22 protein-coding genes are annotated in these 23073 nt (G+C 39.6%); 14 read left to right on the forward strand and 8 right to left on the reverse strand.

Annotation, left to right across the window (positions count from 1 at the left end; translation table 11 throughout):
- Positions 1–63 precede the first annotated feature (63 nt).
- The 4 genes from E4N78_RS06050 to E4N78_RS06065 all read right to left on the reverse strand — a co-directional run bounded on the left by E4N78_RS06050 (position 64) and on the right by E4N78_RS06065 (position 5131).
- The gene (locus E4N78_RS06050) at positions 64–2142 is read right to left on the reverse strand and encodes a hypothetical protein (RefSeq protein ID WP_255812134.1); all 2079 of its coding nucleotides are present in this window, start codon (positions 2140–2142) and stop codon (positions 64–66) included.
- 156 nt (positions 2143–2298) lie between these two features.
- A complete protein-coding gene (locus E4N78_RS06055) occupies positions 2299–3009 on the reverse strand; it encodes a DNA-binding domain-containing protein (RefSeq protein ID WP_255812135.1) in 711 nt (236 codons plus the stop codon).
- Between the two features lie 387 nt (positions 3010–3396).
- Positions 3397–4281 (reverse strand): GTPase Era, encoded by an 885-nt coding sequence (gene era / locus E4N78_RS06060; protein WP_255812136.1) that lies wholly within the window; start codon positions 4279–4281, stop codon positions 3397–3399.
- Between the two features lies 1 nt (position 4282).
- Positions 4283–5131 carry an RnfABCDGE type electron transport complex subunit B gene (locus E4N78_RS06065; protein ID WP_255812137.1) on the reverse strand — a complete coding sequence of 283 codons (849 nt, stop codon included), beginning with the start codon at positions 5129–5131 and terminating at the stop codon, positions 4283–4285.
- Positions 5132–5267: 136 nt separating this feature from the next.
- Between E4N78_RS06065 and E4N78_RS06070 the strand changes: the two genes are divergently transcribed.
- The gene (locus E4N78_RS06070) at positions 5268–6869 is read left to right on the forward strand and encodes an ATP-binding protein (RefSeq protein ID WP_255812138.1); all 1602 of its coding nucleotides are present in this window, start codon (positions 5268–5270) and stop codon (positions 6867–6869) included.
- Between the two features lie 33 nt (positions 6870–6902).
- On the opposite strand, the gene E4N78_RS06075 is transcribed toward E4N78_RS06070, so the two are convergent.
- Genes E4N78_RS06075 through purL form a run of 3 tightly spaced genes read right to left on the reverse strand, consistent with a single transcriptional unit; the run spans position 6903 to position 11193 of the window.
- Positions 6903–7769: a hypothetical protein gene (locus E4N78_RS06075; RefSeq protein WP_255812139.1), complete on the reverse strand. Its 867-nt coding sequence runs from the start codon at positions 7767–7769 to the stop codon at positions 6903–6905.
- On the reverse strand, positions 7763–8320 hold the full coding sequence (locus E4N78_RS06080) for a TIGR01440 family protein (RefSeq protein ID WP_255812140.1): 558 nt from the start codon (positions 8318–8320) through the stop codon (positions 7763–7765). Before E4N78_RS06080 ends, E4N78_RS06075 begins: the two co-directional genes overlap by 7 nt.
- A 26-nt stretch (positions 8321–8346) precedes the next feature.
- The gene (purL, locus tag E4N78_RS06085) at positions 8347–11193 is read right to left on the reverse strand and encodes a phosphoribosylformylglycinamidine synthase subunit PurL (RefSeq protein ID WP_255812141.1); all 2847 of its coding nucleotides are present in this window, start codon (positions 11191–11193) and stop codon (positions 8347–8349) included.
- 148 nt (positions 11194–11341) lie between these two features.
- Between purL and lepA the strand changes: the two genes are divergently transcribed.
- A complete protein-coding gene (gene lepA, locus E4N78_RS06090) occupies positions 11342–13147 on the forward strand; it encodes a translation elongation factor 4 (RefSeq protein ID WP_255812142.1) in 1806 nt (601 codons plus the stop codon).
- 235 nt (positions 13148–13382) lie between these two features.
- Here the strand turns inward: lepA and E4N78_RS06095 are convergent, their stop codons facing one another.
- Positions 13383–14147: an Rpn family recombination-promoting nuclease/putative transposase gene (locus E4N78_RS06095; RefSeq protein WP_255812143.1), complete on the reverse strand. Its 765-nt coding sequence runs from the start codon at positions 14145–14147 to the stop codon at positions 13383–13385.
- Positions 14148–14423: 276 nt separating this feature from the next.
- Here E4N78_RS06095 and brnQ point away from each other — a divergent pair, with 276 nt between their 5' ends.
- The 12 genes from brnQ (at position 14424) to E4N78_RS06155 (ending at position 23066) form a co-directional block, all read left to right on the forward strand.
- Positions 14424–15812: a branched-chain amino acid transport system II carrier protein gene (brnQ, locus tag E4N78_RS06100; RefSeq protein ID WP_255812144.1), complete on the forward strand. Its 1389-nt coding sequence runs from the start codon at positions 14424–14426 to the stop codon at positions 15810–15812.
- On the forward strand, positions 15812–16189 hold the full coding sequence (locus E4N78_RS06105) for a bactofilin family protein (protein WP_255812145.1): 378 nt from the start codon (positions 15812–15814) through the stop codon (positions 16187–16189). The genes brnQ and E4N78_RS06105 overlap by 1 nt, the downstream gene beginning before the upstream one ends.
- A 55-nt stretch (positions 16190–16244) precedes the next feature.
- On the forward strand, positions 16245–16820 hold the full coding sequence (locus tag E4N78_RS06110; RefSeq protein WP_255812147.1) for a tetratricopeptide repeat protein: 576 nt from the start codon (positions 16245–16247) through the stop codon (positions 16818–16820).
- Positions 16821–16823: 3 nt separating this feature from the next.
- Positions 16824–18224, forward strand: a complete 1401-nt coding sequence (gene mtaB / locus E4N78_RS06115) for a tRNA (N(6)-L-threonylcarbamoyladenosine(37)-C(2))-methylthiotransferase MtaB (protein WP_255812148.1) — start codon at positions 16824–16826, stop codon at positions 18222–18224.
- A 109-nt stretch (positions 18225–18333) separates the two neighbouring features.
- Entirely contained in the window at positions 18334–18861 is a 528-nt protein-coding gene (infC, locus tag E4N78_RS06120) for a translation initiation factor IF-3 (protein ID WP_044957732.1), read from the forward strand.
- Positions 18862–18886: 25 nt separating this feature from the next.
- Positions 18887–19087 carry a 50S ribosomal protein L35 gene (gene rpmI, locus E4N78_RS06125; RefSeq protein ID WP_002668131.1) on the forward strand — a complete coding sequence of 67 codons (201 nt, stop codon included), beginning with the start codon at positions 18887–18889 and terminating at the stop codon, positions 19085–19087.
- A 30-nt stretch (positions 19088–19117) separates the two neighbouring features.
- Entirely contained in the window at positions 19118–19477 is a 360-nt protein-coding gene (gene rplT, locus E4N78_RS06130; RefSeq protein ID WP_002668132.1) for a 50S ribosomal protein L20, read from the forward strand.
- Position 19478: 1 nt separating this feature from the next.
- Entirely contained in the window at positions 19479–19919 is a 441-nt protein-coding gene (gene zapB, locus E4N78_RS06135; protein WP_255812150.1) for a cell division protein ZapB, read from the forward strand.
- 6 nt (positions 19920–19925) lie between these two features.
- Positions 19926–20225, forward strand: a complete 300-nt coding sequence (locus tag E4N78_RS06140) for a cell division protein ZapA (protein WP_255812152.1) — start codon at positions 19926–19928, stop codon at positions 20223–20225.
- The gene (locus tag E4N78_RS06145; RefSeq protein WP_255812153.1) at positions 20222–20671 is read left to right on the forward strand and encodes a YaiI/YqxD family protein; all 450 of its coding nucleotides are present in this window, start codon (positions 20222–20224) and stop codon (positions 20669–20671) included. Before E4N78_RS06140 ends, E4N78_RS06145 begins: the two co-directional genes overlap by 4 nt.
- A gap of 65 nt (positions 20672–20736) precedes the next feature.
- Entirely contained in the window at positions 20737–21780 is a 1044-nt protein-coding gene (locus E4N78_RS06150) for a tetratricopeptide repeat protein (RefSeq protein WP_255812154.1), read from the forward strand.
- On the forward strand, positions 21741–23066 hold the full coding sequence (locus E4N78_RS06155; protein WP_255812155.1) for a LysM peptidoglycan-binding domain-containing protein: 1326 nt from the start codon (positions 21741–21743) through the stop codon (positions 23064–23066). The genes E4N78_RS06150 and E4N78_RS06155 overlap by 40 nt, the downstream gene beginning before the upstream one ends.
- The last annotated feature ends 7 nt before the right edge of the window (positions 23067–23073 follow it).

Raw genomic sequence — 23073 nt, forward strand, 5'->3', positions numbered from 1 at the left:
CTGACAGTTTAAACCCCTGCCGGACTTTTAAAAGCTCCCTTAAAAGTCTTATCTTAAAAAGATTTATTCAAAAGTTACCCTGATAACTTTTTTATCTCCTTCATCAACTGCATCTTTGGAATCTACTTGGTATGCAACATGAGGCCCAACTTCTGTTTTACCGTTTAAAATCCATTTAGTGACCGAGTGTCCGTCTTTGGGTTCAAACCCTAATAGAGAGCCTTCATCCACGGCTGTGCCTGAAGGTACTTCCACCGACGGTACGTCGGGAATAAGTTTTTTTACGGTGAGCTCGTCAGAGTTGTAGTTAATGGTTATTGAAGCGGCATCTTTTAAAATGCGTGTTACCGTAACGGTATTTGCACTGTCGGCATCTTCAGCATTTACAGAGTACCAGCCATCAAAATTATTAGACGGAAATTCTTTTGAATTTATCTTCCATTTAACAATCATTTTTCCCGGAGGTATGTTTTTGGCGGTAAAAGCTAAGTAAGAGCCTTCATATACAGCTTCTCCCGGATTTATAATGACAAAACCATTTGTATCTTTTACTCCAAGCTCATCAGGATTATAGTTAATGGTTATCAAAGCCGCATCTTTTAACTTTCGTGTTATAGTAATGGTATTTGCACTGTCGGCATCTTCGGCTTTGACTGTGTAGAAACAATAATCACTGCCGGTTGCAATTGTTGTTTCACCGTTTAAAAGCCATTTATCAACCGTCTTTCCTGAGGGTATGTTTTTGGCGTTAAGCCATAACTCAGTGCCTTCATATACGGCTGTGCCTGAAGGGATTTCTGTCCAATTTCCGTCTGTATTCTTTTTTACGGTAAGCTCGTCAGAATTATAGTTAATGGTTATCAAAGCCGCATCTTTTAAAATGCGTTCTACCTTAATAACCTTTTTACCACCTTCTTCAACAGCATCTTCAGTTTTTATCGAATAGCTGTACCCCGGCTTAACTTCTTTTTTACCATTGTTTAAAACCCATTTATCAAGTATCTTTCCGGGTGGTATGTTTTTGGCTTCAAAGCTCAAGCGAGTACCTTCATCTACTGCTGTGCCTGAAGCTACTTCTGTCCAAGTTTTTGTATTTTTTACGGTAAGCTCGTCAGAGTTGTAGTTAATGGTTATTGAAGCCGCGTCTTTTAAAATGCGTGTTACCGTAATGATATTTGCACTGTCGGCATCTTCGGCTTTGACTGTGTAGAAACAATAATCGCTGCCGGTTGCAATTGTTGTTTCACCGTTTAAAAGCCATTTATCAACCGTCTTTCCGGAGGGTATGTTTTTGGCTCCAAACTCCAAGCGAGTACCTTCATCTACTGCTGAGCCTGAAGCTATTTCTATCCAATTTCCGTCTGTATTCTTTTTTATGGTAAGCTCGTCAGAGTTGTAGTTAATGGTTATTGAAGCTGCATCTTTTAAAATGCGTTCTACCTTAATAACCTTTTTCCCGCCTTCGTCAACGGCATCTTCGGCTTTTATCGAATATATGTACCCCGGCTTAACTTCTTTTTTGCCGTTTAAAAGCCATTTATCAAGAATCTTTCCCGAAGGTTTGTTTTTAACTATAAACCATAAATCTGAGCCTTCATCTACTTCTGTGTCGGAAGATATTTCCGTCCAGTTTCCGCTGGCGGTATCCTTCTTTTCTATGGTAATCTCACCAGAGTTGTATTTAATTGTTATTGAAGCGGCCGGTTTGAAAGTTCGTGTTACCTTAATAACCTTTTTCCCACCTTCGTCAACGGTATCTTCGGCTTTTACTATGTAAAAAAGATCATTGCCGCTATTTGGAGTTTTTTCTTTATCATTTAAAACCCATTTATCGACCATATTTCCCGAAGGTACATTTTTGGCTTCAAACCTCAAGCGAGTACCTTCATCTACTGCTGTGCCGGAAGATATTTCCGTCCAGTTTCCGCTGGCGGTATCCTTTTTTTCTACGGTAAGCTCGTCAGACTTGTAGTTGATGGTTATCTTTGATCCTTGGGTACTTTCTCCTCCACCTGCAGGGCTGTTTGCCTGATTGGGACAACCTATTAGTACTAACGATGCAGCAAATACAAATACTGCCGCCCAAATGCTTAAGAACTTAGTCTTTTCTAAACTTGTTCTTGTTTTGCGATAATTTTTCATAAAATTATCCTCCTTATAAAATATTTACTAAGGCTTTTTTAGCCTAAAGTCCTGTTTTAATACCTACCGGCATAATGGTAGAGTGCCTACCATTATGCCGATAGCCGATCCGTCATTATGTTGGTAGACCGGCTGACATTATGCAGGTACTCTCCCTTATACCGTGCAGGTTAGAGAGGCGGAAAACCTGCCTTTTTTCATCGATTTGAGTTTTTTACCTCCCATATCGATCTTTGTCCTCACTTCTACATAAACGCTGCCGGATGTCAATGTTTCGGGGATTACCGCCATCAATCGGGCAGGCTTATTTTCGGCTATGATGCGGGCCTTTACTTCTTCGCCCGATTCCGGTACAAAGAAAATTCCTTGCTCTGTATCTTTTGCGTCGAATTTAAGCCTCGCGCCTAAAAGCTCGATTATTCCGCCTGCGGTAAGACGGCTGTTTACCTTGCCCGAAACAATGTCGGTAACTTCGGTGATGTATGGGTTTGTGTCGGGGCTTTGAGTCTTTTCGGTTTTGATTTTGGGCATAGCTTCTTTTAATAGGCTGCCCGCAGTCAGGTTGAGATGAACGGAATGTCTTTTTTTGTCGAAACTGTCTGCTGCTCCGTCAAAGACTCCGGAAATACTTAGCGAAGTGTTCATAAGAGGAGTGTTTACGGCAGCTCCGTCAGCGATTAAGGCTTTTACTACTTCTCCGTAAACTTGAAGTACCGCCTTTGTGTCCGCCTTGGTAAGAGTTGAACCTTTTTCCATCATAAGGTCAATGATTTCGTCCAACGAAAACGAGCGCACATCGGTAACTTGAGCCATATAGTCGTTTTCGTTCGGTGTGAGAAGATTCTCACGAAGCGCATATTTTAACATATCTGTCTCCTTATCCGAGCCCTTAGCCCCGGCCGGATGGGGCTTTGTAAATTCGTTTTTGCTGAGGAAAAATAAAAAAAGACGGTATGAGAAAAACATACTGTCTTTGAGATGAGGCTTTGTGATTTATTGTTTGTGCGGTTGTATGAAAGTTTCTTTGTGCAGAGTTTAGGTAACGAGTAACGAGTAACGAGTAACGAGTAACGAGTAACGAGTAACGAGTAACGAGTAACGAGTAATTATGGGGCGAGACTTCATTTTGTCAAGTACTCTAAAGCAGTTTCTGAAAATATTTTTATCTGATAGTTCTTGGGCTTTCTTTCTTTTCATTGGTTAGTATTTTAGCACGGATCAGGGGATTTTGACAAGACCTTTCTAAAATTCTTTTCAGTACGATATTTTTTGTATAATCCTATCTTTTTGCCGCCAGTTTTTATTTACGCGGACTTGAAGATCCAATTGAACCTTGTAGGGGAAAATTTTACGCAGTTCGGCCATGGATTTTATCCTTATGCTCTTAATTACTGCGGCTCCCTTGCCTATGAGCATAGCCTTTTGGCTTTCTTTTTCGACATAGAGGAAGGCTCGAACCCAGAGCTCTTTGCCGTTTTTACGCATTTCGGCATCTTCTACTCCTGCATAGAGGGCGTGAGGGATTTCTTCCCTTGTGTGAAGAATGGCCTGTTCCCTTATAATCTCTGTAATCCTAAAGACTACATCCTGATCCGTGTAGATGTCTTCTGGGTATAGGGCTTCCCCTTCGGGAAGAAGTTCTATTAGGAGGGAAAGAATTTCGTTTATGCCCTCATCCTTTAGGGCGGAAATTTCAAAGATTCTTTTTTGCGGAATATCGGGTAAGAGGCTTAAAAGCTCTTTTTTTACAAGTTCTGCTTTTGAAGATTTGAGGTCGGCTTTGTTTAGGCCTATTACGGTTTTATTTTGCAGGGGAATAAGAAGAGAGCAGATATTTTTTTCTTCTTCTCCGAATTCCCGTGAAAGATCTATCAGATATAAAACAGCATCCCCTTCTTCTAAGCGGGTTTTCGCGATTTCTTGAAGTTTTAGGTTTAATTTTTTTCCGGATTTGTGGTAGCCGGGGGTGTCTATAAAAACTATCTGTCCCTTGGTAGTGTTTACGATACCCCTGATTGCGTTTCGGGTGGTTTGCGGAATTGCTGAGACAATCGAAACCTTTTCGCCTGAAGCCGTATTTAAAAATGTAGACTTTCCGGCTGAAGGGCGGCCTATTATCGTTACAACTCCGCTGTTCATTTTATGCGCTTTGGCATCCTTCACAAGATGTGCAAGAGTTAAACTTTACCTTGTTTTCGGTAAGCACAAGTACCTTTGTCGGGCAGCCTTCAACACACTTATTGCAGGAATCGCAAAGAGTATAATCTACCTTGGGTATTCCGTCTATTACCTTGATAGCTCCCGTAGGACAATTCTTTTCGCACTTCATGCACTTTATGCAGCCTCGTTTACAGTTTTTCATAATTTGAGGCTTACGCGGGTTTCTGCATGAACAGAGGGCTATAGCTCCTTTTTGATTGATAGGAACTGTCGTTAGAACATGCTGCGGACACTGGGCTACACAGACAGCGCAGCCCGTACACTTATCATAGTCTACTTCAGGAAGTCCGTTTTCTTTGATATGAATGGCATCAAAGGGGCATGCTCGCTCACAGTCTCCAAGGCCTATACAACCCCAATCGCATTCCTTTGTTCCGTTAATCGAAATTTTTGCAGCCTTACAGGTTTTTACGCCTACATAGTCGCACTTATCTCGGCAAACATCGTGAGAGCCTTGGCAGGTTAAAACCGCAACTCTGGCGGAAGCCGAGGCATCAACTCCCATTATTTTTCCTATGGCTTCGGCAACAGGGGCTGCTCCTACAGGGCATCCGTTTACGGGTGCATCTCCTGCCGCAACTGCTGCTGCAAATCCGTCACAGCCGGGATAACCGCAGGCACCGCAGTTTGCCCCCGGAAGCACCTCTCTTACGGCTGCAGCCGTCTTATCCGGTTCTACATAAAAGATTTTCTTAAAAAAGCCCAGCAAAAGGCCCAACAAAAGAGACAATACCAGCGATACAGCCAAGGTCAATAAAATAATATTCATGCATACTCCAATAAAACTTTATTTCCCTTGTATAATGCCATATTTTTACATTTTGTGCAAGTAATGGGTTTAAAAAATAGGTTAGGAAATACGGGTTTTAATTGTTAAAATTATTTTTTTATGTTATACTATGACCATGAGTACGATTAGAGAAATGCCCATCGGCATTCAAAGTTTTGAAAAACTTATAACGAGTGGTTTTTTTTATGTTGATAAGACCGAGTATGTATGGAATCTTGTTAAAAATCCGGCTCCATATTTTTTAAGCCGCCCGCGCCGCTTCGGGAAAAGCCTTTTGCTTTCCACTCTAAAAGCCTACTTCCTAGGGCAAAAAGAACTCTTCAAAGGTTTAGCGATTGAGAAATTTGAAGAAACCGAAAAAGGAAAACGCGAAATCTGGCAGGAGTATCCTGTACTCTATTTGGATTTTAATATAGGCATTTATGATACAAAGGAAGGTCTTTTAAATAGACTGGGCTCTTTTTTGTGCGAATATGAGAACATATACGGAAGTACAGGCCTTGACCTGCCCGATCGTTTTCAAAATTTAATAAAAGCCGCTTATGAAAAAACCGGCAAGCAGGCTGTTATTCTTATCGATGAATATGATAAACCCCTCCTTCAAACGATGTGGAAGGATGAAGCCTTAAACGAAACCTACCGCACAATCCTCAAAGGTTTTTTCGGCGTTATCAAAAGTGCAGACCAATACCTCCGCTTTACCTTTTTAACCGGAGTTACAAAATTCAGTAAGGTCAGCATCTTCAGCGATTTAAATAATTTACGCGATTTAAGCCTATTGTCGGATTACTCTGCTGTCTGCGGCATTTCTCAAGAAGAGCTTGAAGCCGATTTTAAACCTGAGATTGCAGCCCTCGCAGAAAATAATAGCTTGACTTATGAGGAAGCTCTTGCAAAATTAAAGCAAAGATATGACGGTTACCTTTTTGCAAGAAAGGGAAAGGCAATGTATAATCCGTTCAGCCTTTTAAATGTTTTTGCTTCCCGAGAATTTTCAAGCTATTGGTTTGCAACAGGTACGCCGACTTTCTTGGTAGAATACTTAAAGAAAGCTTATTATAATATTCCCGACCTTGACGGAAATGTAAAGATGAACGAGTCCGGTCTGGAAGCCTACCGAGCAGATGCAATAAATCCTTTGCCCATTCTTTTTCAATCGGGATATTTGACAATTAAAGATTATAACGATTTTTCGGGGCTTTACCGTTTGGGTTTTCCGAATGATGAGGTGAGGTACGGTTTTTTAGATAATTTGCTTCCGGCTTACACCTCGATAAGAACGGATAAAACGGGACTTTCGATTTGGGAATTCTATGAACAAATTGAAGCCGGAGATGTGGACGGCTTTATGCAAAAAATGAAGGGAATAATTTCAGGAATACCTTACGATAACTTAACCGAAAAAGATTTAGCTTTGCGTGAACAAAATTATCAGACAGCGGTTTATCTTGTGTTTGCCCTTATGAATCAGTTTGTTCATACGGAAGTTCATTGCGCAACAGGACGGGCTGACTGCACTGTTGAATTTCAAGATAAAGTTTATATCTTTGAATTTAAGCTTACCTCAAACGAAACGGCTGAAAATGCCGTAAAACAAATCAAAGAAAAAGGCTACAAAGACAAGTATTCCGGAAGCGGTAAAAAAATTATAGCAATCGGTTCTAGTTTTGATGAAGAAAAGCGTACGATTAAAGATTGGCGGGTTGAATCTTGGTAAATTTTGTATAGGTCGTTTATTTGTAAGCTCTGCCTATAATACTTTTTCATATAGTTCATAATTGCCGATATGAGTGAAGCCTAAATCTTGTAAAATACAATGCTCATTTTTATCGGCAAAAAAATATAAGTGTGAAATCTTTATTTCTTTTGCTTTGTTTAATGCTTTGATTGTTAAGTTTTTAAAAATAACCGGATTAAATTTTTTATTTATATAATCTATGCCAAATATTTCCATAAAATAATTTATGCAGATAAAATAAATATTTCCGATAAGTTTTTGATTTTGATAATAAAGATAAATATACCACCTGTGTTTTTCATTTGGATTTATAATTGCATCATATAACCTTTCAGAATTCCAGTACATATTCTCACAAGTATCATGAAGTTTTTTAAACTCATTAAAATTATCTTTGCTTACAGGAATAATGCACTCATCTTCTTCTTTTGTTGTATAGTCTTTAAGTTTTAAAATATTTACATAGCTTTTTTCGATACAATCAAATTCACATTTTTTTAAATGAGAGATTGCAGAATAATTTATTTCAGGAAATCCGAAATGAATCATATACCCCTTATATTTAGGAATTATATACTTTATAAACTCATCAAAAGCAATTTCAAAATGATGTTGAATATTAAAAGCTTCAAAGCCTATGAGTTTATCTTTTTCTAAAACATAATAATGAATCCAGCCGGCAATTTCTTTTTCATATTTAAAAAGTAAGATTTGATGAGTCTTATCGTTTATTCCGCGTTTTGCATGTAAGATAAAATCTTTTTTTGTTTTTATCCCGTCGGTGTAAGTTGGGTATGAAGAAGTTTTTTGATCCAATGCCAGAGAATAAGCAAAGTCCGAATATTTATCAAAATCTTTTTTATCGAGATGTTCTAACATTTTTCATACACGGCCCTTTTACCGCCGATCAATTTGGGGCGGCTTTTGAGGGCTGTGAGCCTCGCCGAGCCTATGTACTTGGTTTTAAGCCTTACGGGTACTTGCACAAATTTTACATGCATTCCGATTTCGGTGTCTCCTATGTCTATGCCGGCATGGGCCCTTACATGTTCTATCATAACCGGAGACTTAAAAAGATTGTAGGCGGCGAGGGAAGCGGCTCCTCCTGCGTGGAGGGCGGGAACTACGGACACCTCTTCAAAGCCGTATTTTTCTTGAGATTCCTTTTCGATAACGAGGGCTCGGTTTATGTGTTCGCAGCCTTGAACCGCCAAAAAGATTCCCTTAGGTTCAAGGACTGAAAGCAGGGCGGAGACTATTGTTCTTCCGGCTTCTTCATTTGAGGCCTTACCGATTACTCCTCCCGAAACCTCGCTGGTGCTGCAGCCTAGAACAAGTATGTCTCCGGCTTTTAAAGAAGCCGCTTCAAGAAGCTCATTTAAGGCGGCTATAGTTTCTTCTTTTATTTTTTCTAAATCGATCCCGCTCATATTTTCTCGCCCTTAAATTAACTTCTTTAAAGTTTTAATCCTGCCTTTCCGCAGGTTTTTCCTATCTCGTAAATTGAAGCACCTTCCATTTCCTTTTCAAAGGCCGAACGGTTTTCTTCTTTTACTTCTACAAGAAGACAGCCTGTGGTTTCCCCAAAGAGGCTTGCAATCTTTGAAGCTCCCAGCCTTGTGTGGAAGTCTTTTTTTAATTCGGCTCCTATGCCGCTTAAACACATTTCGTAGAGGGCGGCAGCAAGGCCTCCTTCGCTTAGGTCATGGCATGAAAGCACCAAGCCCTTCATTATATTGGAGTGAAGTTTTTTATAAAGCTCAGCTGCTTCTTTTTTAAAGGGTGGAACGGCAGCGCTTTCTCCTGAAGGAATGCCGAAAAGTTCTGCAAAAACCGAGCCGCCGAAAGAAAATTGAGGCTTACCTACGAGGTAAATAGCCGAACCTTCTTTTTTAAAGTCCGAGCCCGGAACCTTTCCGATGTCGGGAACTATTCCCATCGCCGATATTAAAAGTGACGGCGGAATGGAAACTCTTTTTCCTTCCGAGCTCAGGTATTCGTTATTAAAGGAGTCCTTCCCCGAAATAAAAGGGGTTTTAAAGACGAGGGCAGTGTCATAGCAAGAGCGTGCCATCTCTATCAGTGCCCACATGGTTTCGGGACGGTTGGGATCTCCCAAGCAAAAGTTATCGAGGATGGCTGTTTTTTCGGGGTCTGCTCCGGCTGCAACGGCATTTCGGACAGCTTCGTCTATCGCACTTGCTGCGGCTGCATAAGGATCCAAAAGGCCCTGCCTCGGATTTAAGGCATTTGAGATAGCAACGGCTTTTTTCCCTTCCGTTTCCATAGGCTTTATAACGGCTGCATCCTGAGGCACATTTCCTTCAGGTCCGTCATAGGGGCGTAGAATTGTTCCGCCTTGAACCTCATGGTCGTAAAGCCTTACTATGTCTTCTTTTGAATTTACGGCATGATGATTTATCACTGCCTTTAGAGCTTCATTCAGATCGGGTTCCTTATATTCAGGATATTTTATAAAAGGTTTTCCATCTTTTGGAGGAGCAGCTTTTAGTTTTCTCTGAGGCGGGCCTGAATGTAAAAAGCCGCATGAAAGATTTATTATTTCCTTTTCGCCGAAGCGTACCCTTAAAACGGCATCTCCGGTAAAACGGCCGAGGTTTGTCAATTCCACATCATTGGCATCGCAGAGCTTTTGTAAGGCATCGAGTTTATCATCGGGAACGGCGATAACCATTCTTTCTTGTGCCTCCGAAAGCCAGAGCTCCCACGGGGCAAGGCCCTGATATTTTACGGGGAATTTTGCGAGGTCTACATCGCAGCCGAGGGCCGAAGCCATTTCGCCTACGGCAGAAGAATAACCTCCCGCTCCGCAGTCGGTAATTGCAGAATAAAGACCTTGATCGCGGGCATCTATAAGAACTTCCGCTACCTTTTTTTGAATTATAGGTTCTCCAATTTGAACCGATGAGCCTGCAACATCACCGGTGCTTGCATCCATTACCATCGAAGAAAATGTAGCTCCTCTAAGGCCGTCCCGTCCCGTTTTTCCGCCTAAAGAAATAATGTGATCTCCGGCCGAGGGTTTTGTGCGGTGCTTGCCTCTGGGGGCAATGCCTGCACATCCGCAGTAGACTAAAGGATTTGAAGCATAAGCCTCGTGGTAGTGAACGCCTCCGTTTACGGTCGGAATGCCCATCTTGTTTCCGTAGTCCTTAACTCCTTCTATAACGCCTGAGATTATGCGTTTAGGATGAAGGGTTCCCTTGGGAACATTTTCTGCCGGAGTGTCGGGATGGCCGAAGCAAAGGACATCGGTTACGGCGAAGGGACGGGCTGAAACGCCCATAACATCTCTGATAACGCCTCCGACTCCCGTGTTGGCTCCTCCGAAGGGCTCGATAGCGGAAGGATGATTATGAGTTTCCGCCTTAAAGGAAACTTCATATTTTTCGTCAAATTCGATAATACCGGCATTGTCCACAAAGGAGGAAAGCACCCAAGGAGCATTGATGTCATCGGTTGCCTTTTTGATATAGGTTTTAATTATGCTGTTTACGCAAAGACCGGGATAGGCTTTTTTTTGCTCCTCTGTTAGAGAGGTGCCGTCAATGTCTATTTTTGCCTTAAATGTTTTATGAACGCAGTGCTCGCTCCAAGTTTGGGCTATGGTTTCAAATTCCGCATCGGTACAAGATCGCTTTTCCGTCTTGTAGAATTCCCTGATAGCCCTCATCTCGTAAATATCCAAGGCAGCCCGCCTTTCGTTTGAGAGGGCTAAAAGTTCCTCATCGTTCATGGAGGCTATGTCTATGAGTTCAACTCTTGTATTAGGCTCATTTTTTCCGTCATGTTCATGAGCCCATGCAGGTTCTACAAAGCCTATTTTATACTGCTCTATGACATCATTGCATAAAAGGCTTTTTGCAATCTTTTCTATTTCGGGTTGGGTTAGTTCGCCCTGAATATCGTAGGCTTTTCCGCTGGTAATTTCTTCAACGCCGAGAATACCGAGTTCTTTGACCGCCCTCAAGGCCTCGCGTGAAGATGAGTCCGTAACTCCCGGCTTTAAGGCTGTTTCGATATGGAAAATATTTTTTTTATCTTCTATTGTAAAGCCTTCGGTTTGGCTGTACTCATAAAGCTCATCGCAAAATAAGAAGTCGGCCAGTACCTTTTTTTCTTCATTTGAAAGATTTCCGCGTACAAAATAAAGGGCTTCAGTATTTATTTCTTTAACGGTTTTAAAGCCGAGAACATGGGCCTGCTTTAAGAGCTCCTCATTTTTGGGTATTTGAAAGTGCAAGCCTTCCTTGCTTTTAACACAAAATCGGTAAATATTCATAGACAACCTCTTAACTTCCGATGGATTTTGGATAATTATATATGGTTAAGTATACTTGAAGTGAGGGAAAAATTCAAGGTCTTGAATTTGTGACATGTGTAGAAAGTAAAAATTGACATAATCTTATTTTTTCATTATAATGAGCCCTATGTTAAATCCTGAAAATATACGCAATTTTTGTATTGTAGCTCACATAGACCACGGTAAGTCTACATTGTCCGATAGGCTTATCGAAAAGACTAAGATAATAGATGAGCGCTATCACCGCAATCAGATGACCGACGATATGGATATAGAGCGGGAGCGGGGCATTACCATAAAAAGTCATGCCGTTCGAATTCCTTATACGGCTAAGGACGGCAAAAATTATGTTTTAAACTTTGTAGATACGCCCGGGCATGTAGACTTTTCCTATGAGGTTTCGCGTGCCATTGCCTCTTGCGAGGGGGCTATCTTAATTGTAGATGCCACTCAGGGTGTTGAGTCTCAAACCCTTTCAAATATGTATCTTGCCCTCGAACATGACTTGGAAATTCTTCCCGTCATAAACAAGATTGATTTACCTGCGGCTGATATAGATGCTGCAAAACATCAGATAGATCATGACCTGGGACTTGATTCCGATGCGGCTGTGGCCGTTTCTGCAAAGACAGGCGAAAATATCGATGCTCTTTTTGAAGCGATTATAACAACATTTCCGCCTCCCAAGGGCTCAAAGGATAATCCATTGCAAGCCCTTATCTTCGACTGCCACTACGACCCTTATCGGGGAGTTGTAGTCCATGTGCGTGTTTTTGAAGGAATGATAAAACCCGGAATGACTATCCGCTTTATGAATACCGGCGGCGAATACAAGGTAGAAGAAACGGGAACATTTGTCCTCGATCTTGTAAAGCAGGATTCCTTACAGGCAGGAGAAGTAGGCTATATAATTGCAGGTATTAAAACCGTTTCGGATGTAGGTGTAGGAGATACCATTACCGATGCCGCCGCTCCGTGCAAGGCCCCCTTATCCGGCTTTAAAGAAGTAAAGCCCGTAGTTTTTTCTTCCGTCTATCCAACGGATACAAACGATTATGAGGAGCTCCGCGAATCATTTGAAAAATTAAAACTGAATGATGCAAGTTTAACATGGGAAAAGGACTCTTCTCTTGCACTCGGCCACGGGTTTAGGTGCGGCTTTTTAGGCCTCCTTCATCTTGAAATAGTACAAGAAAGGTTGGAAAGAGAATTCGATCAGTCGGTTATTTTTACGGCCCCCTCGGTACGCTATAAACTTACCATGCGTACGGGAGAAGAAATTATTTGCGATAACCCTGCCGATTATCCCGATGAGGGACTTATAGCTTCTGCCGAGGAGCCCTATATAAAGGCAACGGTTATAACGCCTACAAATTATCTTGGAAATGTTATGTCCCTCTGTATGGAAAAGAGGGGAGTGCAGACCAATATGACTTACTTGGACGAAAAAAGGGTTGAGATGACCTACGAGATGCCCTTAGCCGAGGTCTTGTTTGATTTTTATGACAGGCTTAAAAGTATAAGCCGCGGTTATGCTTCCTTTGATTACGAGGTTATAGAGACCCGTCCTACCGACTTGGCAAAGATAGATATTTTAATTAACGGAAAGCCGGTTGATGCCCTCGCCCAGCTTGCATATAAACCAAGTGCCTACGACAAGGCCCGTCTTGTCTGCGAAAAACTTAAAGACGAAATTCCGCGTCAACAGTTTAAGATACCTATTCAGGGAGCTATCGGAAGCCAGGTAATAGCCAGAGAAACGATTTCGGCCTTGCGTAAGGATGTTCTTGCCAAGTGCTATGGGGGAGACATCACCCGAAAGCGAAAACTTCTCGAAAAGCAAAAGGAAGGAAAAAAGCGCATGAAAATGATAGGCGATGTAGAGCTCCCGCAGTCCGCATTTTTAGCAGTATTGAAAACTAAGGAGGATTAAATTATTAGGGGGAGAGAACACCCCGTTCCCTTACTGGCTTTTCAAGTCAGAGCAGGGTTTAGCCTTGAAGCTCTGCTGGCTGTACTCTCCCCCTATAACCCCCTCTTTTGACCTCGAAGCTACGCTGGTTATACCCGCGCTGCCAAAGGACTTGCAGTCCTTTGGAATCCTGCATTGTTACAAAGTTTATGGTTTATTTTTTGGTTGAGATGAATACAAAGGAGGTTGGGTGAAATTACAGTTTTTCGATTTCGGATTCGGTAAGACCTGTAACTTGCATAATTTTTTGCAACGAGTCACCCAACTGTTTTAATATTTTAGCCGTTTCGCGCTTATTTTCATAAATACCCTTATACCTAGCGTCCATCTCAAAAGTAGACATTAACCTGTATTCTTGCCTTGCCTGTTCATTTTGTTTTATTTCTTGTATCATAGTTTCTATCTCCCTTGTAAATTCATTTGTTGCTTCCCCTGTTTTAAGGTATTCTAAAAATTCTTTTAATTCTTTGTCTTCAGTGTTATTAAAGGCCTCTGCATTTATTATAACCTTTCGTGTGCCGTCTTGTAAAGGGGTATTTTTGTCCTCTATACAAAGATTTTCAAAGGTATAAACAGGCCTATTTTTGCCTATAGCATCAAAGGTACAGATAAAAATTATAAAACTGTCGTTTAAGTTATTATAGGAATTGCCTTTGTCCAAAAAAGAAATATCTATGGCAGCTTGGTAAAACCGCATCCGTTTAGGGATATTCCTCTCGTTGCTTACCTGCATTTCCACATCGTATAATTTACCGTTTTCTGCCTGTACTAAAACATCAAATCTTACGGATTTTGCCTGTTCGTAGGTGTTAATATTATGCTGTATCGAGATATATGCAATTTTACCGATTGTATCAGCTAGAATTATCTCGATGAGTCTTTTACACAAATCCGTATTTTGCATAACCTTACAAAACATAAAGTCATCCTGTAATGTTAAATCTTCAAATTTTTTTAGCATTTGTTTATCTCGCCTCCTCATTATATTTATAAGAATTATTTGAAAAAAATAGTAAATTATAAAAATATTTCTATAAATTGAATTAAAATTAAATTGTAAAAATCGGACTCAGGATGTCCATGGTTCCAAACTTCGAGAGTTTTGCGTAAGCAAAACTCTAAGATTAAAAATGTGCATGGACGCACATTTTTAATCGACCCCCTTTTTCTTTTCTCAAAAGAATGATATAATCGCCCATTGTTTTAATAAATAATTTTTTAAGGATGGGAACAATTTATGAGCAAAAAGACCACCGATATTATTGTTATAGGTTTTGCTTTATTTGCTATGTTTTTAGGAGCCGGAAACTTGATATTTCCGCCTACTTTGGGACACTTATCGGGAAAAGACTGGATTTTTTCTCTTTTAGGTTTTTTGGTAACCGGTGTCGGAATGCCGGTTTTGGGTATAATATCTATGGGAAAGTGCGATGGGCAACTTTCCAATTTTACTAAAAATATAAACCAATTATTCGGAACTTTTTTTATAATCTTTGTTATGCTTATAATAGGGCCTCTTTTTGCTATTCCAAGAACGGCAGCTACCACTTATGAGATAGCTATCAAACCTAATTTTGGGATAAGCTCTGTTCTATCGTCCTTTATATTTTTTGCGGTTACTCTTTTCTTTGTTTTAACCCCTAATAATGTTATCGATAGGGTAGGAAAGTTTTTAACGCCTGCCTTGATAGCCGTTCTAGGCCTCTTGGTCATAAAAGGCTTTTTTACTCCCATCGGTAAACCCTCAGATCCTTCAGTCGATAAGATATTTTTAAGAGGCTTTAAAGAAGGCTATCAAACTATGGACGCTCTAGGATCCATGATATTGGCAACTATAGTTATTTCAAGTATCGGTGCAAAAGGCTACACGGAAAAAAAATCTCTTTTAAAGATGACAATCTGGACGGGTCTTATAGCCTGTATAGGCTTAGGTCTTGTTTACGGCGGGCTCGTATATGTAGGAGCAACAGGAAGCGCTGTTTTACCCGACAATCTTTCTCGAACCGAGATTGTAGTTCAGTCCAGCGAAATATTATGGGGACGGGGAGGACGGATAGTTTTAGGTTTGGCAATAGGCTTGGCATGTTTGACTACCTCAATAGGTCTTACTGCAACTGCAGGAGAGTATTTTTCTAAAAGATTTAAAGATGATATAAGCTATCGTGCAACCGTTATAATTATCTGTGTCGTAAGTTTTTTCCTTTCAAATTTCGGTGTAGATAATATTATCTCTATTGCAGGACCGATTCTTGAGGTCATCTATCCTGTAGCAATCGTGTTGATAGTTTTAAATTTGTTTGCAGAATTTATACCGAACAAGTATTTTTTCCATGGTGCGGTAATAGGCACTCTTTCGATAAGTATCCTTCAAGGTTGGGTTGCGGCTCAAGAGCTTATCAACAACTTACTTATAAAACTGGAAGCATTTCCGGCTATGGATCAGGTGGGTATGAGTTTTAATACCACCATCAATGTATTAAAGACTCTCCCCTTTGAAGGCATAGGATTTCCGTGGCTCCTTCCTGCATTTGGGCTTTCTCTTTTGTTAGGTTTTGGTTATATTATTATGCAAAAAACGGAAAAGGCTCCTTCAATGAAGAAGGAATCTCAAGAAAAGGATGAATAATGGCTCAGATAGAAAAAGTTGATTTACTTGATTTGGATGAAGAAGATTACGATACGGTTCTAGCTCCAGATATCTATTTTAGCGGTAAAATAGAATGTAAAAAGCCTTTTATGATTAAAGGTCATGTTGACGGACTTTTGGTTTCCTCAAGCGATGTAACCGTTGATGAAAATTCTGTTGTTAAGGCTAATATCCGTGCTGATAGGGTAGTAATCAAGGGCTCTGTTGAAGGTAATGTACTAGCCGATACAATTGTTCATGTTTTTTCCTGCGGGCGCTTAATAGGTGATGTTACAGCTCCTGAAGTAGTTCTTGAAAGCGGCTGTACTTTTAACGGAATTTGTACTATGACAAAGGATAACCAAGTTGGCATATAAGAGTATACTATCAAAGATTATCTTTAAATTTCTACTTGTTCTTTTTTTCCTTTCAATGTTTGAGATTTTTGCTCAAGATAAACCCGATGCCTTGGTATTATATAAAAACGGTAGATATGCTGAAGCGATTGCCGTTTGTGAGGCTGAAATAAAAGAAAATCCGAATAATCTTAATAGTTATGTTGTAATTACGTGGGCATTATTGGCCTCAGGTCAATATGAAAAAACTTATGATATGACAATCGACGGCCGAAAGATTGCACAAACAGATCCTCGTCTTATTGCCACTCAGGCAGAGGCCTGTTTTCATCTTGGTAAAAATTCTGAAGCCCTTAAGCTTTTTCAGGATTATATTTCATACGCTCCTAATGGAGTGCGTATTCCTTCCTCCTATTATTTTATGGGGGAAATATATTTACGAATGGGAAAGTACAGGCATGCCGATATTTCGTTTTCAGTAGCCGTTACTTTGGATTCTTTTAACAGTCTTTGGTGGGTTCGTTTAGGCTATGCACGGGAACAGACGAAGGAATATAGCTATTCTCTGGAAGCTTATAACAAGGCCCTAAGTTTGAATAAAAATCTTATAGACGCACAAAAGGGCCGTGAAAGGGTCTTGCAGCGTTTTTAGTTTATGAATGATTTCTTTTCCGTTAGGATAGAAACTCTCGGCTGCCGCTTAAATCAAGTGGAATCGGAGGCTCTTGCAGTCCGTTTTGCCGAGGCCGGCTTCAATGTTTTTTCAAAAGAAAATAACGACTCATCCTTGGCTGTAAAACTTTGCATTGTCAATACTTGTACGGTTACGGGAAAGGCCGAACAAAAAGCCCGCCGTCTTATAAGGCTTTTATTAAAACAGCATGAGGATGCTGTCGTTCTGGTTACCGGCTGTTATGCAGAGTTGGAAGCGGAAGCTATTGAAAATATTGATAAACGGGTCATAGCCTTTTCGGGTAAAAAAAAAGATGAACTTGACGGTTTACCTGTATTTTTAAAAGATGCAGATTTTAGTACCCACACCGTTTTAAAAGATCTCATCCTATCCTTCCGTTCCAATGTGTATTTAAAAAAAACTAAAGAAAATTCATTGGATAAAAATTCTTTGCCCAATAAGTCTGATAGCCTAAAGTCGATGTTTAAACTAAGCTCTTCAACATTTTTTTTCCATTCCCGGGCTAGTTTAAAAGTACAAGACGGCTGTAATAATGCTTGTGCCTATTGTAGAATAAGACTTGCTCGCGGTACTTCCATTTCTTTACCGGCCGAAGAAGCTGTACGCCGTATAGTGCAAATAGAAAAAAACGGTGCGCATGAAGTCGTGCTTTCTGGGGTTAATCTATCTCAGTATAAAGATGAGCGCTATGGCGGTTTCGCATCTCTTTTATCCATGCTTTTAAAAAATACAACACAAATAAGAATCCGTATTTCGAGTATGTATCCGGAATGTGTGGATGAAGATGTGCTTAAGGTTATAGAGGATAAAAGAATCTGTCCCCATTTTCATCTTTCGGTGCAGTCAGGAAGCAATAAAATTCTAAAAGCTATGAATAGGCCCTATATGGAGGCGGATATAATAAATGCTATATATAATTTACGCAAGGTAAAGGATAATCCTTTTATCGGATGCGATATCATTACAGGTTTTCCGTCCGAGACGGACGAAGATTTTTTAAAAACATTTACTATGTGTGAAGATCTGAAGATTCCGGGAATCCATGTATTTCCTTTTTCGGCCCGTCCGGGAACAAAGGCCTTTTTAATGAGGCCTCAGGTTCCTGAAAGAGAGGCCGGAAGAAGGGCTTCTATCCTTTCCGCTTTGAGCGAAAAGAACTATCAATCTTATTTGGCTTCATGCAGCGGAAAAATATTTTTCGGTGTTATAGAAAAACCTGTAAAGCATCAGCCTTTAAGGGTCGTAACTGAAAACTATTTAAGCCTCCCTTTAAAAACTCATGGTGAGACTGAAAATTATAGGGGAGGAGAAGGGATTTTTGTGCTAATAAAAGAAGGAATGGCTTATCCGTTTTTCGGTTAGATTTAACTAGAGGCAATGCGACGGCTTGACTATTTTTTTTGTTTTCGATATAATTAGTCCTAAAATTTTATTATATCGCACGCTTAGGGAATGTGCAGAAGGAGAATTGTTGGCTGAAGTAAAAGGTTTGCGGATAAATGATCAAATCCGCGTAAGAGAGGTTAGGTTAATCGGGGTTAATGGAGAACAAGCCGGTATTGTTCCCACTATTGAGGCTGTAAAGATGGCCGCAGAAGCCGGACTTGACCTTGTTGAAGTTGCACCTACCGCGAAGCCTCCGGTTTGCAAAATAATAGATTACGGTAAATATCGATTTCAAATGGAGAAAAAGCTCCGTGACTCCAAGAAAAATCAAAAGCAGCAGATGATGAGAGAAATCAGAATGCAGCCTAAGATACATGACCATGATCTTGAGTTTAAATCCGCACATATTAAAAAATTCCTTGACGGCGGCGATAAAGTAAAGGTAACCGTGCGTTTTTGGGGACGCGAACTTGCTCATACTGAGCTCGGTTATGAAGTTTTAAACAAGGTTTTGGAAAAACTTGGGGGTGAAGAAGCCTGTACCCTCGAGAAAAAACCTGCTATGGAAGGACGGACAATGTCTATGACATTGAGTCCCAAACAAAAAAAATAAGTTTATAATAAATTTGGAGGTACTTATGCCTAAGATGAAGAGTAAAAGAGCTGCTAAAAAAAGATTTTCTCTTACTGCAAGCGGTAAGGTAAAATACAAGCAGATGAACAAGGGTCATATTATGACTAAAAAATCTCAAAAACGGGTACGCCGTCTTAAGAAATCGGCCATTCTTTCAGAGGCTGACAGCATGAAGATGCGCAAGCAGTTATTACCCTACGGTTAATTTATTTGAAATAGAAGTCAGGAGTTTATAATGTCAAGATCAACAAGCAGTGATAGAAGAATTACAAGAAGAAAAGCTATATTAAAGCAAGCCAAGGGCTTTAGAGGCCGCCGCGGTACCAACTTTAAGGCCGCCCGCGATGCAGTTCGAAAGGCCTTGCTTCACAGCTATGTAGGAAGAAAAGATAAAAAGAGCGATATGAGGCAGATATGGATTACCCGTATCAATGCAGCCGTCAGGGCTGAGGGTATTACCTATTCACGCTTTATTGCCGGAATGAATAAGGCCGGAATCCAATTAAACCGAAAGGCTCTTTCAAACATGGCTATCGAAGATCCTACCGCTTTTAAAGCTGTAGTGGAAGCTTCAAAAAAGGCTTTGGGAGTTTAATATGCTCAATCTCGATCAGGTAAGACTTCTTGAAAGCAAGGTAGAAAGGGCCGTACAAATGATAAAAAGCCTTCATACCGAAAAAGATTCTCTAAAGAAAGAAATTGAAGTTAGAGACAAACGCATTTCCGAGTTGGAGAAACTTATAGTAGCTTTTAAGGATGACCAATCTAAGATCGAGGAAGGAATAATCAACGCACTTAATCAATTAAGTGCGTTTGAGGATGCCTCTTATACAAGAAAGAATGAGGTAAGGCCTCAAGCTGCAGAAACAGAAACGCCTGAGCCCTCACAAGAACCTGCTCCTGCAGTCCCTCCTAAAAAAGAGCAGACGGCACAAGAAACCGCTTTAAAGGAAGAACCTGTTTCCGATAATCTTCAAAAAGATCTTGATGATGTTCTAGGGCAAGCCGCTGCAAATAAGCAGATGGATATATTTTAGTTAAAAATGAGCAAGGGACAATTAAATATAGATTTACTGGGAACTTCCTTTGCCATTCAAGCCAATGAGACCGATGAATATCTAAATAAAATCTACAATCATTATTTACATGTTTTAGATCAAGTAAGACAAAGTTCAAGTGTTAAAGATCCGCTAAAACTGGCAATCCTTGCAGGTATTCTGATTGCGGATGAGCTATATAAAGAAGAATTATCGGAACAAGGTTCTCAAGATATAATTAAAGATGCCTTTGATATCGAAAAATCCGCTATGAGAATGATAGAAAAAATAAATGAGGTGATATGAAAATCTGGGTAGATGCAGATTCATGTCCTGTTAGAATAAGGCAGATTACAGCTAAGGCCGGATTTCGTCTTAATATTCCGGTTGTTTTTGCTGCGAACAGAGAAATTCCCTTATCCAAATATGATAATGTGAAGATGGTTGTTACTGAAAACACGGAGCAGGCAGCCGACCTTTACATTACCGAAAACTCGGTTGAAGGAGATTTGGCTATAACGAGGGATATTCCATTGGCGAAACTTTTGGTAGATAAGGGGCTTTATGTGATAAACGACAGAGGAACGATTTTTACCCATGATAACATAAATACCTACTTATCTGCAAGAAATTTTATGTATGAATTACAGGCCAACGGTCTTGCTCCGGAAAAAACAAGCTCTTTCGGAAAAAAAGAAATTCAAAAATTTTCAAATCTTTTGGATTGTATTTTAACAAAAATCTTAAAATAAGGACTGCCGGACTAAAAACTTAAGTCCTTATTGTACTTTTAAGGAGAAAATGATACTATACTTCAATGAAAAATAGATTTATTTTACCGGTATTGATTTGTCTTTTTTTTATAAGCTGTAAACAAGATGCCGACTTATATTTATATGATAATATGGATAACTTGGCATATGAGCAAAAAACGCTTATTGAGGTTTTAAAAAATACGGAAAGCAAAGAGATGAGTTTTGCCGTTAAAGATAGAATTGCAAAAAATCTCAAAGTTAAAAAAAAGCATAAGTCTCTGATTGTTTTTTTAAGTTCTCTTATCGAAAATAATCCCGATGATATTTATAAAGCTTATTGGCTTTTGATGTTAGCAAATGAATATATGGAACAAAAAATGCCTGAGTCTGCCGCTTACTTTTTTGAAAGGGTGATAAAACTTGATAATGATATGGAAGTCTCCGGCAAATCTATTCAATACTTAAGCCTAAAGAATTTAATAAATATAACAAACGAGCCTAAACGCCTTGTCGAATATTATTCTCTTTTACTTTCAAATTTTTATGACAGCATTGATCCTGCCTATTCTTATTTTATGCTTGCACAAAATTATGAAAAATTGGGAGAATGGAATTCGGCTATTCAAGCTTATTCAAAATTTATAAGTCTCGGACGCTTTGATTTGGTTATTCCCGGCATTCCGGATAATTACGGTTATGCTCGAAAAATTGTCGATTACAGCACTTCGACAAAAAACTGGACAATGGAAAGCCTGGATGAACTTTTAAAAATTATCAAAGCTGCAATTCAAAGAAAAGATTTTGATACCTTGGAAAGGTACCGCTCAAAGGTAAACTTTTTTTCGATGGCATGGAAACAGGAACTTTCAGATATTTACGGTTCCCCTGATTTTTCTTTAAGAAACTTTATGCTGGGCAGTTATATAAAAATTGAACCGGAAATCGATCCGTCATCAACCCCTTATGAAGCTTACCTTAAAACCTCAGGTTGGAATCAATATTCCAGAATTTGGTATTTATATTTTAGGAAGGTTAACTTTCCTGCGGATCCCGAGATTCATGGAAGATGGGAATGGGCCGGTATTTATTACGGAGAAAAAATTTAGTGAAAATAGGGCTTCTTATCTTTTTTGTTTTGCTGTTTTTAAAACCATTGCATTCAGCATCCTTAAATTTTACGGGAGATGAACCTGTTGAACTTCGGCAATCTAATAAAACTTCCCTGTCTTATAATCGGCAAAAATCGCTTCATGGTACGGTTATTGTGCCTTTAAAATATCCTCTAATCGAAAGGTTTAGGAATCAATACTTAAATGAAAACGGTTTAAGATATTTAGAGTCGATTATGCAAAGATCCGCTCCATACCGAAATTTCATTATTGAAGAGCTCCGCAGAGAAAATCTTCCGGCCGAACTTTTATTTTTACCGGTAATCGAATCAGGCTTTTCTCCTAAGGCTGTTTCAAAATCGGGTGCTGTAGGTATTTGGCAGTTTATGCGGAACAGTATAGGCGGTTATGATATTCATATCGATGAATGGATGGATGAAAGACGCGATCCTTGGAAAACCAGCGTTGCTGCCGTAAAAAAACTTAAATGGAATTACAGCTATTATAATGATTGGTACTTAGCTCTTGCTGCCTATAACTGCGGTGTAGGAGCCTTAGATAAGGCTATCAAAAAGGCAGGAAGCCGCAATTATTGGTATTTGGCTGAAAAGAAATTTTTAAAGACGGAAACATCGCTCTATGTTGCCAAATTTTTAGCAATTTCTGAAATTCTTATGCAAAGTGAAAAATACGGTATCGATTGGGGGATGGCTCTTGGCTATGAAGCGACGGAGGTAATTCCAATAAAGCGTTCGATAGATATTATGCTTCTTGCCGAAAAACTTGATGCAGATATGAATCTTTTTTCTGCCCTTAATCCATCTCTTAAATTTAATATTACACCTCCGAATATAAAATACGATCTACGTGTCCCTATTGAGCATAAAGAAGCGGCTACGGAATTGCTTAGCAAAAATACTCTTCTTATAAAATACTATAATTATAAAATAAGATCCGGAGATACCCTCTATGCTTTGTCAAAACATTACAGTGTAAGTATTAAATCTATAATCAACTATAATCCTCATATTAAGCCTGAAGCTCTTCAGATAGGGCAGGTATTAAAAATACCTGCCTTAAAGGATGTTAAATCATACCGCCGCAAAGAAGATGATCAAAACATGGAATTTAAAGATACATATATAATAAAAAAAGGCGATACATTATGGTCTATAGCCTTAAAATACAATGTTCAAGTTGAAACTCTTGCAGAAAAAAACGGAATTGAGGTAAATTCGATACTTTCCTTAGGTCAAAAAATAAAGGTGCCGATAATAGACTGATAGGGAG

This window comes from Treponema denticola (assembly GCF_024400535.1).
In the GTDB taxonomy this organism is placed as follows: domain Bacteria; phylum Spirochaetota; class Spirochaetia; order Treponematales; family Treponemataceae; genus Treponema_B; species Treponema_B denticola_C.